The organism is Vibrio rhodolitus (assembly GCF_003350325.1).
Taxonomy (GTDB): Bacteria; Pseudomonadota; Gammaproteobacteria; order Enterobacterales; family Vibrionaceae; genus Vibrio; species Vibrio rhodolitus.
Genome location: NZ_QLYZ01000020.1, coordinates 47,355 through 60,850 on the forward strand (window position 1 = coordinate 47,355; position 13,496 = coordinate 60,850).

The following is a 13,496-nucleotide window of genomic DNA, read 5'->3' on the forward strand; positions in this document are numbered from 1 at the left end:
CAATGCTGGCTCTTTTTGTATCGATTCAATCGCGGTTGAACGTCGAGTTGGACGTAGAAAATTAGTCTAATCCCATATCTTCAATCCGCTTGGCAATCAAACGGCTACACTCTTCACGTAACACGCCACGAATCCATTCCTGTGCCGGAGAATGCTCACAACGAGGATGCCAAATCAGCGAGTAATCAAAGGGCGTAAAATGAAATGGCAATGGTTTAACGACTAAGTCATAACGCTCAGACACCAAATAAGCTAAGTCAGCCGGAACAGTAATAATCAGCGGCATGGTATCGACAATCGCCAGCGCCGCTTCAAGGTGATAAGCCCTAAGCACCATTCGACGTTGCGGCAGATCCACCAACGCTTGCTCTATCAGCGCTTTTACCCCATCACTGACGGCAATCATTGCATGCGGGTAGCTGAGATAATCATCAAGGCTCATCTCTTTATCCGCTAGCGGATGGTGCTTAGAGAGCAAGCAAAACACACCAACGCGCCCAATCACTTCACTGCGCAGCGGCTCAACCGGTCCAATCGGACGGCAAATGGCTAAATCTGCCCCTTCGTAAGTCAACTGATCGCCTAAGCGATCATGGTGCAGTGGAATAAAGTTGAGCGACACCAATGGCGCTTCTTGATAAATTCTCGGGATGGCGAACGGTAAAATAGTCTGCATCGCGTAATCCGTGGTCGCGATGGTAAACGTCTGCTCGCAGCTGCGTGGATCAAATTCTGCCGGCGCCAGTAACTGACGCAAAGACTCGAGTGGCACGCCAAGCTGTGCATCAATTTCTAACGCCTTTTCCGTCGGGATCAGGTGTTGACCTTGTCGGGTAAAGAGCGGGTCATTGAGCAAGCTGCGCAAACGCCCCAACACACGACTCATCGCCGATTGGCTTAAATTCAGTCTCGTTGCCGCTTTGCTCACACTGCACTCTTCAATTAACACACGCAGCGCCACTAACAAATTCAAATCACGGCGATAAATCTCTTCTAATTCCACGCAAGGGTTCCAAACACGAGTAATGGAGTAAGTGTACTATATCCCTTGGCAACATTGCGCTACTCGTCCCGCATTTGCTTCAACGCCTTAAATATCGAATCGCACTTAACACTCGAATCACGAAAGGCAAATAAACCGACGTAACAAATCTTGCGGTGGGATGAATAAATAGCAGGCAAAAAAAATCCCGCCTTTCGGCGGGGAAGCCCAAGAAAACTGGGGATAGTGTCGGAATGTGTTTGGAAGATGTCTCTTTCAACATACATTGGTCGGTTTGTACTCTCTCAAAAGCTTTCCCTCTAGCGCTTGTTGACTCAAATCCCTACAATTACAGCCAAGATGTGTCGCGAGTGGTTTTGCTCTTGTTGACCTAAGCTAAAGTCCAAGAGTACTTAACAAAAGCTTCTCTGTATCAATCCAAGCAGGTCGGTCAAACTGGCTATGAATTGGTGTTGAAATGATTTTGTTACCAACTTGTTAATTAAATTAAAACAAAATGATCATTTTGCCAAGTGATTATTGAATATTTTTTCTCCACTAGTATTATCAACCGCCTCAAAAGGCAATGAAGTGATGACCATGACATTCAATCCAGAACAGGCTACGCATACGTTAGAAGCAGAAGGACTACGCTGCCCAGAGCCAGTAATGATGGTCAGGAAGACAATTCGTAACATGCAAGAAGGTGATGTACTGCTAGTGAAAGCGGATGATCCTTCGACTACTCGTGATATCCCAAGCTTTTGTCGCTTTATGGATCACCAACTGATAGGCGCGCAAACAGAAACCTTGCCCTACCAGTACCTTATTAAGAAAGGGTTAAACTAAAATGACACCCCAGCTCTGATTTAAACCAGAGCACATTGAGTGTCATTTCGCACTGAAATGAAAAACGGCAGCCTCTGGCTGCCGTTTTGTTTATTCATCATATTCGAGGGTTCGCACTTCCGCCTGTAGCTTGCGGATTTGCTGTTGCATTGAGCGCATCTCTTCATGCATCGGGATAATGTGCGCCACACGAATCCAAGCTTCGACGGTTAAACCCGCTAAAACAATCGCACCCGCTACCATAGGTAGCCACATATCCGTTAACACCATACCGAGTAGGGTTAAAGCTAACCCAAAGGTGAATAGATAGCTTTGACTCTTCGGGGACATCCCCATATAACGTGTCAGCATACTCTTGCCCTCCACCACTAATGGTTAAGATTAAATTAGCATGACAAACATGACACTTATATGTCACCGGTCACGCTATATGCCGATTTTGCTTGGGAGTTTGAACTGGCTCAAATTCTGTGACTAATTGAAAACTGGCACTATTTTAAGTAATAAACACGCCGCCCACGCCACCGTTCAAAAAAGGCTCTAACCACAAGATTAGAGCCTGATTCGAGTTAGGTAAACTTAACTGCGTGGCTTGAGATCAAGCACATGCAACAGACGCTCTGGCGTGCCTTCCCAAATCATAGGACGACCTTTGGGATTGTCTTTAGTCCACCAGCCCGTAAAGCGCTTAGTGTTGTATTGGTAGAAGTTCGGACCTGACAGTACAGGCACCGTCACTTGGTTCTCTGCAATCAAAGCTTGAATTGAGTGCGCAATCTTACGCTGCTCTTGGCTATCTGCGGTTTTGTAGAAGCTATCCAACAACTTATCTAGATCCGCATTTTTCCAATGGTGCATCGCAAAGCGTGGCATGCCTTCTGACGACTGCAGACGTGAGTGATAACCGCTATCCCAGTAGGTATGTGGCGTTGGACCATGGAAATAGTTGGTGTAAGCAATATCGTAATCAGCGTTGATCATGCCTTTGTTGTAAATCGAGAAATCTGGCGTACGTGCTTTGGCATGAATGCCCACTTCCGCTAACTGCTCAACTGCCAACATCACGGTATTGTTAAAGTCTGTCCAACCTTGTGGTGATTGGATCGATAACTCAAACTCTGCCCCCGATGGTGACTCAACAAAGCCATCGCCATTGGTATCTTTGTAACCTGCTTGTGCCAAAAGCGCTTTAGCTTTTTCTGGCGAGTAGGTCATAAATGGCTTGTACTTATTGTGCACCGTTTCATCTGACCAAGTTTCAAACGCATAGCCTAAGCCAGACGCAAAATCGTTCAACACCGCATTACCATAGTTGGCAATATCAATCAGCGTTTGACGATCCAGTGCCATGGAGAAAGCACGGCGGAACTCAATATCGCTCAACACTTCCTGTTTCACGCTATCTTTCGCCGCATAGTTAAATACAAACGCTTGAGTGCCTGCTGGTGGGAACCAGTAACCATGATCCGGTGACGCTTTTAAGAAGGTCTCATCAATATCCGGGACAAATGAACCAGCCCAGTCGATACGTGAGTTAATAAGTTCACCCAGAACTTGGTCGTTGTGGTTCATTTGCGGAATACGCAAGCAATCCACGTCTAGGTTGTCATTATCCCAATAGTTCGGGTTACGACACTGCAGAAATAGTGTTGAGGTAAATTGCGGCAGTTCTGTAAACGGTCCTGTACCGATAGGATTTGGGTTGGTAAATGCAGCCGGATCTTCTACCGATTTCCATTGATGCTCAGGAACCACAGGGACTAGCGCGATTTCATAACTGATGTTGGTGTTCACTTCCAATAAGTGGAAACGCACTTGGTACTGCCCAAGCTTCTCAACCGATTTGATTTTGCTGCTGATACCACGGTCATCAATATTTGGGTTAGCGGTGACGAGATTAAAAGTAAATACCACATCATCCGCATCAAAAGTTTCACCATCTGACCACTTCACCCCTTCGCGCAAATCAAAGGTTATGCTGAGCAGGTCATTACTCATTTCGTAATTGGTCGCCAAACGGAAGTTGGGAATATTGCCTTTTAGCTCATTAAACACCACCAGCGGTTCAAAGATAAAATCACGCGCGGTGTGCAAACGAGAGACCGCATACGGGTTGAAGTTACGGATCAACGACGCATTGTGGTTAGGAATGATGGTGAGTTGCGACATATTATCGACATCTGCCGCTAGTGCAGATTGAGCAGAGAGCGTCAAAGCCGATGCAATCACTGCTGAGAGTAAAGTTGTTTTCATGACGTTACCTTATCAATAGAGACGAACACAAAATAACCAGTTACACCCACAGCAGCAACACACCTAAAACGTATTGCAAAACAGGTATTTATATTATTATTAACAGCAGAGGTAAGTTTGACCTACCAGAAACGTCGCTTTGTCACAGCGAACCGTCACAACCTCGAACTGAGTCGAAAATAATCTGCCATCTTGTTAGAAAATTACCACATACCGAAATGATCTCGTCCGATTCAACAAGAAAAGGAAAATGCGAGTCGATTAAAATTCTGCTCAACTCGCACAACCTGATCCGCTAGCGTTAAAAAAACGCAGCCGCGATGGCAAGCGCAAAGAAGAGCACCGCGCTGATCTTGCGAATCAGTGCCAAAGGAAGCTTATCCGCAGACATCTTACCCATGAGCACCACCGGCACATTAGCGACCATCATGCCGAGCGTGGTACCGACAATCACCATCATCAGTGCATCAGCATATTGCGCGCCCAAAATAGAGGTAGCGATCTGAGTTTTATCGCCAATTTCAGCGATAAAGAACGCAACAAAACTGGTCACAAAAGCGCTTTTGCCACAATAAGTTTGCTCGTCATCAAGCTTATCTGGGATCAATACCCAGCCAGCCATCAACAGAAAGCTAATCGTCACAACCCAACGCAGAATATCTGGTGAAAGGTAATCGGCAATCACAACGCCTAACCAAGCGGCTAAAGCATGATTTGCTAAGGTCGCGAAGAGAATCGCGAGGATAATTGGAATCGGTTTACGATAACGACTGGCAAGAACCAGCGACAATAGCTGGGTTTTGTCGCCGATCTCAGCGATCGCAACCGTAGTTAAAGATAGTGCTAATACACTCACAACATGCTCATTGCGAGGCGGGGATTATAGTTTTTATAACCATAGACAAACCTCACGCCCCACCCCGGTTCGTGATGATTTGTCTAAGGTCTTGCTAAACTTGCCAAGGGTGGCAAGTCTTGGACGCCATGGTGATTTTGCACCAATTATGTTGACGAACAAACTCACTCACCAGACGGTGATTTAAGTAAGCTACTCCCCAAAGACGGCGCAATTCTAACCATCCACGCGCCGATGCTCAAGTACCGTTTTGTAAGCAAAAATCACCTGTAGAAGGCAATTTTGCGCTCAAATAGCCAAATATGTCGATAATTAGGCAAACTTAGCCAGTCTGGCTATGAAATAAGCAAGATTAGCTCTACTCCCACGTACAATATCTGGGTATACTTGATTGTTATTTTATTCAACCGTCATTACTCCCAAACGTCAGTGCTGAGGTCGCAAACCTCACCCAAGATGCCATGCGAGTAATTAGAGAATCGCGCGAAACGACTTATGCAAAAATACGATATCAAAACCTTCCAGGGAATGATCCTCGCGCTGCAGGATTATTGGGCTCAAAATGGTTGCACCATTGTTCAACCGCTAGATATGGAAGTGGGTGCGGGTACCTCTCATCCAATGACCTGTCTACGAGCGCTTGGCCCAGAGCCAATGTCTACAGCTTACGTACAACCTTCTCGTCGTCCAACTGATGGTCGTTACGGTGAAAACCCTAACCGTCTACAGCACTACTACCAATTCCAAGTAGCGCTAAAACCATCACCAGACAATATCCAAGAGTTGTACCTAGGTTCTCTAGAAGTACTTGGTATTGACCCACTAGTACACGACATTCGTTTCGTGGAAGACAACTGGGAAAACCCAACACTAGGCGCATGGGGTCTAGGCTGGGAAGTATGGCTAAACGGTATGGAAGTAACTCAGTTTACTTACTTCCAACAAGTTGGCGGTCTTGAATGTAAACCCGTTACCGGTGAAATCACTTACGGTATCGAGCGTCTAGCAATGTACATCCAAGAAGTAGACTCTGTTTACGATCTCACTTGGAACATTGCGCCAGATGGCAGCAAGGTTACTTACGGTGATATCTTCCACCAAAACGAAGTTGAGCAATCAACTTACAACTTTGAACACGCTGACGTAGATTTCCTATTTGGTTTCTTTGAACAGTGTGAGAAAGAGTGTCAAAACCTACTTGCACTTGAAACGCCGCTTCCGCTTCCTGCATACGAGCGCATTCTAAAAGCAGCACACGCGTTTAACCTACTGGATGCTCGCAAAGCAATCTCAGTAACTGAACGTCAACGCTACATCCTGCGCATCCGTAACCTGACTAAGTCAGTAGCAGAAGCATACTACGCATCGCGTGAAGCACTAGGCTTCCCAATGTGTAAAAAAGAACAAGCGTAAGGGGTAGTAAGAACATGGCAAAAGAATTTCTAATCGAGCTAGGTACTGAAGAACTGCCACCAACGCAACTTCGCACTCTGGCTGAAGCATTCGCAGCAAACTTTGAAGCTGAACTGAAAGGTGCTGAGCTAACGCACGAAGGCGTAAAATGGTACGCAGCACCTCGTCGTCTCGCGCTTAAAGTGGCAGCACTGGCAGAAAACCAAGCAGACAAGATCGTTGAAAAACGTGGTCCTGCGGTATCTGCAGCATTTGATGCAGAAGGTAACGCAACCAAAGCCGCTCAAGGTTGGGCACGTGGTTGTGGTATCACCGTTGAACAAGCTGAACGCATGGTAACGGACAAAGGCGAATGGCTACTGTTCAAACAAGAAGTAAAAGGCCAACCAACTGCGGATATCGTGGTTGAACTAGCAGCAAAAGCGCTAGCAGGTCTGCCAATTGCAAAACCTATGCGTTGGGGCAACAAAACGACTCAGTTTATCCGCCCAGTAAAAACACTCACGATGCTAATGGGTAGCGACCTTATTCAAGGTGAAATCCTAGGCGTAGCTTCTGATCGCGTTATCCGTGGTCACCGCTTTATGGGTGAGCGCGAGTTCACTATCGATTCTGCAGAGCAATACCCGGCACTTCTAGAAGAGCGCGGTAAAGTGATGGCAGATTACGAAGCGCGTAAAGCTATCATTCTTGCTGACGCACAAAAAGCGGCAGCGGCAATCGGCGGTATCGCTGATCTAGAAGATGACCTAGTCGAAGAAGTGACTTCTCTGGTTGAATGGCCAGTGGTACTAACCGCTAAGTTCGAAGAAGAGTTCCTGAAAGTGCCGGCTGAAGCATTGGTTTACACCATGAAAGGCGACCAAAAGTACTTCCCAGTTTACGATGAAAACAAGAAGCTACTACCTAACTTCATCTTCGTGTCTAACATTGAATCGAAAGAGCCTCGTTACGTGATTGAAGGTAACGAGAAAGTGGTTCGTCCACGTCTTGCTGATGCTGAGTTCTTCTTCAACACTGACCGTAAGAGCAAGCTAGTCGATCGTCTGCCAATGCTAGAAAACGCGATTTTCCAACAGCAACTTGGCACCATCAAAGACAAAACCGATCGCATCACTGAACTGGCTGGCTACATTGCTGAGCAAATCGGTGCGGACGTTGAGAAATCAAAACGCGCAGGTCTGCTAGCAAAATGTGACCTAATGACATCAATGGTATTCGAATTTACCGATACTCAAGGTGTTATGGGCATGCACTACGCTCGCCATGACGGTGAAGCGGAAGAAGTAGCAGTGGCACTGAACGAGCAATACATGCCTCGTTTCGCTGGTGATGACCTACCATCAAACGGTGTATCAGCAGCGGTTGCTATGGCAGACAAGCTAGACACTATCGTCGGTATCTTCGGTATCGGTCAAGCGCCAAAAGGTTCTGACCCATTTGCACTGCGCCGCGCATCTCTAGGTGTACTGCGTATTATCGTTGAATACGGTTACAACCTAGACCTAGTAGACCTAGTAGCGAAGGCGAAGTCACTGTTCGGCGAGCGTTTAACTAACGACAACGTTGAGCAAGAAGTGATTGAGTTTATGCTTGGTCGTTTCCGTGCATGGTACCAAGATGAAGGTTTTAGCGTTGACATCATTCAAGCGGTATTGGCACGTCGTCCAACTAAACCAGCTGACTTTGACCAACGTGTTAAAGCGGTTTCTCACTTCCGTGAACTGGAAGCGGCAGAAGCACTGGCAGCGGCGAACAAACGTGTAGGTAACATCCTAGCGAAATTCGATGGCGAGCTAGCCGCAGAAATCGACCTTGCGTTACTGCAAGAAGATGCGGAAAAAGTACTGGCTGAAAACGTGGAAGTGATGACTGAAGCGCTGGAACCAGCATTTGCAACCGGTAACTACCAAGAAGCACTAAGCAAGCTAGCAGACCTTCGTGAGCCGGTTGATGCGTTCTTCGACAACGTAATGGTTATGGCAGATGATGAAGCGCTGAAGACGAACCGTCTAACGCTACTGAACAACCTACGTAACCTGTTCCTACAGATCGCAGATATCTCATTACTGCAAAAGTAATCGACTCCAAGAATTGAGAGCCGATCGCTAAGATAGCAAAAGGGAAGCCAATGGCTTCCCTTTTTTATTGCTTACGACCACCAGCCAATCCGCATTCATTTCCTCTCCCGTATTTCATGCTTATTAAGCTTGGTTTGATTAAATAGTTTCTAACTAGACTATCTATAAGCAGAGAAAAGCACTTTTCTCTTATCTTGTGCAAATTTGTGCTTTGCGTCTCAAAGCCATTGCGGTATGTTCAAGGATTACTCGATTCGTCAGCAATGTACTGACGCCATACACATGAAAGCAAACACAATGTACTAGGTCTAACAAAGCATGCAATTCTCAAAATTTGGTGAAAAATTTAATCAGTATTCCGGTATCACGCAGTTAATGGACGATTTGAATGATGGTCTGCGCACACCAGGCGCCATCATGCTCGGAGGGGGCAACCCAGCCGCCATTCCTGCCATGCTCGACTACTTTCATCAAGCCAGTGAGAAAATGCTCGCCAATGGCGAACTGGTCGCCGCCCTCGCCAACTATGATGGTCCTCAGGGCAAAGACAGCTTTGTGAAAGCACTGGCTAACTTACTTAAACAGACTTATGGCTGGGATATCAGCGAAAAGAACATCAGCCTAACCAATGGCAGCCAAAGCGGCTTCTTCTATCTGTTTAACTTGTTAGCGGGCAAACAACCAAACGGGTCACACAAGAAAATCCTGCTACCACTGGCGCCGGAATACATCGGCTACGGTGATGCAGGTATCGATGAAGATATCTTCGTCTCTTACCATCCGGAGATAGAGCTACTTGATGATGGTCTATTTAAATACCATGTCGACTTTGAACAGCTAACCATCGATGACTCTATCGCCGCAATCTGTGCATCACGCCCAACCAACCCAACCGGCAATGTCCTGACCGATGAAGAGATCCATAAGCTGGATAAACTGGCACGCCAGCATAATATTCCACTGATCATCGATAACGCCTACGGCTTACCGTTCCCGAACATCATCTTTGAAGATGTCGAACCGTTTTGGAATGACAACACCATTTTGTGTATGAGCCTATCGAAACTTGGTTTGCCCGGTGTGCGATGTGGGATTGTGATTGCCAGCGAAGCGATCACCGAAGCGATGACCAATATGAATGGCATTATTAGCTTAGCACCGAGCAGTGTTGGTCCCGCTTACGCTAACCATATGATTGAAAATGGTGATCTGCTTAAACTCAGCACTGAGGTGATTAAACCTTTTTATCGCCAAAAAGCGCTGCGTGCGGTTGAGCTGCTGCAACAAGCCATCACAGATCCTCGCTTTAAAATTCATAAGCCGGAAGGGGCGATCTTCTTGTGGCTGTGGTTTGATGAACTGCCAATTACCACTATGGAACTGTATAAGCGCCTGAAAGCGCGTGCGGTTCTGATTGTTCCGGGAGAATACTTCTTTATTGGTCAAGAAGGCGACTGGGACCACGCTCACCAATGCTTGCGTATGAACTACGTGCAAGACGATGAGATGATGCAAAAAGGTATCGCGATTATCGCAGAAGAAGTGGTAAAAGCTTATCGTGAAGGTAAGTAGGCTCACCAGCTAAGTGGCTATTCTGTTTAGAATCTCGGTTTTAGAAATCCAAAACTAAAAAGAGCGCCCATCTGGCGCTCTTTCTCATTCTATAACCGTGTATGGCTATCTGATTAATTATTTTCAATCAGGCTGTTGCCACCGATAGCAATCTTACGTGGTTGCATTGCTTCTGGAATTTCGCGAACTAAATCGATATGAAGTAGACCGTTTTCCATTGAAGCCCCAACAACTTTCACGTAATCTGCCAATTGGAATTTACGCTCGAAATCGCGCTCTGCAATGCCTTGGTAAACGTAGTTTTTACCTTCTTCCGCTTTACGCTCACCTTTAACAATCAACATATTTTCGTTTTGAGTCAGATCTAACTGCTCTTCAGCAAAGCCTGCCACCGCCATAGTAATACGGTAGTTATGCTCGTCTTTTTGCTCGATGTTGTATGGAGGGTAACCGCCAGAAGTGTTTTTCGCAGAGCTTGCTTCCATCAGGTTGAACAGACGGTCGAAGCCAATTGCATTACGGTATAGTGGTGAGAAATCTACATTACGCATAATCCTATCCTCTTATTAAGCAATAGTCTTAGCCCGGATGAGGGTCATCCACATGGCGCATTTATGCAAGAAAGCGCCGAGCTAAGGGATTCGATGATTCATTCCTCTGACCTACTCTTTAGGTTCGGGGACATGATGTCGAATCTAGGGTCAAGTTGTGTGCTAATTTGAGTATCCTCTCCTGAGCGATCTCATTTAGCGATTCCAGAGGCGCTGCACTTCTCTTGTTGAGCAAGTTAGCCATCCCTCTTCATAATTAGATATAAGGTCAAAAGATCGGCTTTCAAGGGATCGGCTAAAAATATTTTTTAGATCCCCGACTCGGTCGTCCCTCCCTCTCGAGGATGACGCTCTAAGATTATGATAAATAAAGCCCAATCTTTCTAACGATGTCATATTCTCGAAGCGAAGCGTTCCCGCATCTCAATTCTTTATCATAACGATCGCCCAATAAAAAACGCAGACATTACTGTCTGCGTTTTTAAATTTAGACGACAAATTAGCGTCTACACATCCAAGTTTGCTACCTTCAAAGCATTCTCTTCGATGAAGTTACGACGCGGCTCAACTTGGTCACCCATCAGCGTAGTAAACAATTGGTCTGCACCTACGGCATCTTCAATCGTTACTTGCATCATGCGACGAGTTTCTGGGTCCATTGTGGTTTCCCAAAGCTGATCTGGGTTCATCTCACCAAGACCTTTGTAGCGCTGTAGGCTTAGACCACGACGTGATTCTTTGATTAGCCACTCGAGTGCATCAACAAAGCTTGCCACTGGCTGAGTACGCTCACCACGTTTGATGTAAGCACCCTCTTCAATCAGACCATCTAGTGCTTCTGATAGTGTCGCTAGTTTGCCGTACTCTTTCGAGTTAAGCAGATCAGCACTTAGTGCATACTCATAAGTCACACCGTGGGTACGTACGATGATTTTCGGTAGATTAATACCTAGCTCTGCGTGTTGCTCAACTTCAAAGCTGTAGTGGCTTGCGCCGACTTCTTTAGCGTTTAGTTGCTCAACTAGCTGTTTCGTCCACGCTTCCACAGCAGCTGCGTCTTGGCATTGCTCAGCGGTGATACGCGGTACGTAGATTAACTCATGCACAAGCGCACGTGGGTAGCGGCGGCTCATGCGATCCACCAGCTTAATCGTTGCGTTGTACTGCTGTACTAGCTTCTCTAACGCTTCACCTGCAAGTGCTGGTGCTTCTGCATTAACGTGTAGTGCTGCATTGTCCAGTGCCAAAGCGACTTGGTACTGGTTCATTGCATCTTCATCTTTGATGTACTGCTCTTGTTTGCCTTTCTTCACTTTGTATAGTGGTGGCTGAGCAATGTACACATAGCCGCGCTCAATCAGCTCTGGCATTTGACGGTAGAAGAAGGTCAACAGTAGCGTACGAATGTGCGAACCGTCGACGTCAGCATCGGTCATGATGATGATGTTGTGGTAACGCAGTTTATCTGGGTTGTATTCGTCACGACCGATACCACAACCAAGTGCAGTAATTAGCGTTGCAACTTCTTGAGAAGAAAGCATTTTATCAAAACGTGCTTTCTCAACGTTTAGGATCTTACCTTTGAGTGGCAGGATAGCTTGGTTCTTACGGTTACGACCTTGTTTTGCTGAACCACCCGCAGAGTCACCCTCCACTATGTATAGTTCAGACAGTGCAGGATCTTTTTCCTGACAGTCAGCAAGTTTGCCTGGTAGACCCGCTAGATCAAGCGCACCTTTACGACGCGTCATTTCACGCGCTTTACGTGCCGCTTCACGCGCACGAGCTGCATCAATGATCTTCGAACAAACCATCTTAGCTTCTGACGGGTGCTCCGCTAGGAATTCCGACAGTTTCTCACCCATGGTTGACTCAACCGCAGATTTCACTTCAGATGAAACTAGCTTGTCTTTGGTTTGGCTTGAGAATTTTGGATCAGGCACTTTAACCGAAACAACCGCGGTTAGACCTTCACGCGCATCATCACCCGATGTCGCAGTCTTGGCTTTTTTCGAGAAGCCTTCTTTATCCATGAAAGTGTTCAGTGTACGCGTTAGCGCTGCACGGAAACCAGCTAGGTGCGTACCACCATCGCGTTGTGGAATGTTGTTGGTGAAACAGTAGATGTTCTCTTGGAAACCATCGTTCCACTGCATTGCCACTTCAACCGAGATGCCATCTTCACGCTCAGAGTTGAAGTGGAAAACTTTCTCATGGATTGGTGTTTTGTTGGTATTTAGGTGATTAACAAACGCTTGGATACCACCTTCGTACATGAAGTGATCGTGTTTGTCTTCTTCGCGCTCGTCGTTAAGCTTGATAGAAACACCTGAGTTTAGGAATGATAGCTCACGTAGACGTTTCGCTAGGATGTCATAGTGGAATTCTACGTTTGAGAACGTCTGGTCACTTGGCCAGAAACGGATCATGGTACCGGTTTTGTCAGTATCACCCACTACCGCTAGTGGCGCTTGAGGCTCACCATGGTGGTAAGTTTGGGTATGGATATGACCACCACGATGGATTGTCAGTTCCACTTTTTCAGACAGAGCGTTTACTACCGATACACCTACACCGTGCAGACCGCCCGATACTTTGTACGAGTTGTCATCGAACTTACCACCCGCGTGCAGTACCGTCATGATAACTTCGGCTGCCGACACTTTCTCTTCCGGGTGCATCTCAGTTGGGATACCACGGCCATCATCACTAACAGAAACAGAGTTATCCTCATGGATTGTCACAATGATGTCTTTACAGTGACCTGCCAACGCTTCATCAATTGAGTTATCCACCACCTCAAAGACCATGTGGTGAAGACCGGTGCCGTCGTCCGTGTCGCCGATGTACATACCTGGGCGCTTACGAACTGCGTCCAGACCCTTCAGTACCTTAATACTCGATGAATCGTAATTTTCAGACATGAGTTATCTTCCGCT

10 protein-coding genes are annotated in these 13,496 nt (G+C 46.5%); 4 read left to right on the forward strand and 6 right to left on the reverse strand.

Annotated elements, in window-relative coordinates; genetic code table 11:
* Positions 1-61: 61 nt before the first annotated feature.
* Positions 62-1,003 carry a LysR family transcriptional regulator gene (locus tag DPF93_RS16825; RefSeq protein ID WP_114767273.1) on the reverse strand — a complete coding sequence of 314 codons (942 nt, stop codon included), beginning with the start codon at positions 1,001-1,003 and terminating at the stop codon, positions 62-64.
* A 579-nt stretch (positions 1,004-1,582) separates the two neighbouring features.
* Between DPF93_RS16825 and tusA the strand changes: the two genes are divergently transcribed.
* A complete protein-coding gene (gene tusA, locus DPF93_RS16830; RefSeq protein ID WP_114767310.1) occupies positions 1,583-1,831 on the forward strand; it encodes a sulfurtransferase TusA in 249 nt (82 codons plus the stop codon).
* 90 nt (positions 1,832-1,921) lie between these two features.
* Here tusA and DPF93_RS16835 read toward each other — a convergent pair whose 3' ends face one another.
* The 3 genes from DPF93_RS16835 to DPF93_RS16845 all read right to left on the reverse strand — a co-directional run bounded on the left by DPF93_RS16835 (position 1,922) and on the right by DPF93_RS16845 (position 4,940).
* Positions 1,922-2,182: a hypothetical protein gene (locus DPF93_RS16835; protein WP_114767274.1), complete on the reverse strand. Its 261-nt coding sequence runs from the start codon at positions 2,180-2,182 to the stop codon at positions 1,922-1,924.
* A gap of 228 nt (positions 2,183-2,410) precedes the next feature.
* Entirely contained in the window at positions 2,411-4,084 is a 1,674-nt protein-coding gene (locus tag DPF93_RS16840) for an ABC transporter substrate-binding protein (protein ID WP_114767275.1), read from the reverse strand.
* Between the two features lie 301 nt (positions 4,085-4,385).
* Positions 4,386-4,940 carry a TMEM165/GDT1 family protein gene (locus DPF93_RS16845; protein ID WP_114767276.1) on the reverse strand — a complete coding sequence of 185 codons (555 nt, stop codon included), beginning with the start codon at positions 4,938-4,940 and terminating at the stop codon, positions 4,386-4,388.
* A gap of 495 nt (positions 4,941-5,435) precedes the next feature.
* Between DPF93_RS16845 and glyQ the strand changes: the two genes are divergently transcribed.
* The 3 genes from glyQ (at position 5,436) to DPF93_RS16860 (ending at position 10,006) form a co-directional block, all read left to right on the forward strand.
* The gene (glyQ, locus tag DPF93_RS16850; RefSeq protein WP_075707150.1) at positions 5,436-6,353 is read left to right on the forward strand and encodes a glycine--tRNA ligase subunit alpha; all 918 of its coding nucleotides are present in this window, start codon (positions 5,436-5,438) and stop codon (positions 6,351-6,353) included.
* A gap of 14 nt (positions 6,354-6,367) precedes the next feature.
* Positions 6,368-8,434 carry a glycine--tRNA ligase subunit beta gene (glyS, locus tag DPF93_RS16855; protein ID WP_114767277.1) on the forward strand — a complete coding sequence of 689 codons (2,067 nt, stop codon included), beginning with the start codon at positions 6,368-6,370 and terminating at the stop codon, positions 8,432-8,434.
* Positions 8,435-8,752: 318 nt separating this feature from the next.
* Positions 8,753-10,006 carry a valine--pyruvate transaminase gene (locus DPF93_RS16860; protein WP_114767278.1) on the forward strand — a complete coding sequence of 418 codons (1,254 nt, stop codon included), beginning with the start codon at positions 8,753-8,755 and terminating at the stop codon, positions 10,004-10,006.
* 113 nt (positions 10,007-10,119) lie between these two features.
* On the opposite strand, the gene DPF93_RS16865 is transcribed toward DPF93_RS16860, so the two are convergent.
* Both DPF93_RS16865 and gyrB read right to left on the reverse strand, forming a co-directional pair.
* Positions 10,120-10,557 (reverse strand): Hsp20 family protein, encoded by a 438-nt coding sequence (locus DPF93_RS16865; RefSeq protein WP_075648163.1) that lies wholly within the window; start codon positions 10,555-10,557, stop codon positions 10,120-10,122.
* A gap of 506 nt (positions 10,558-11,063) precedes the next feature.
* Positions 11,064-13,481, reverse strand: coding sequence for a DNA topoisomerase (ATP-hydrolyzing) subunit B (gene gyrB / locus DPF93_RS16870; protein ID WP_114767279.1), 2,418 nt, complete (start codon positions 13,479-13,481; stop codon positions 11,064-11,066).
* Between the last annotated feature and the right edge of the window lie 15 nt (positions 13,482-13,496).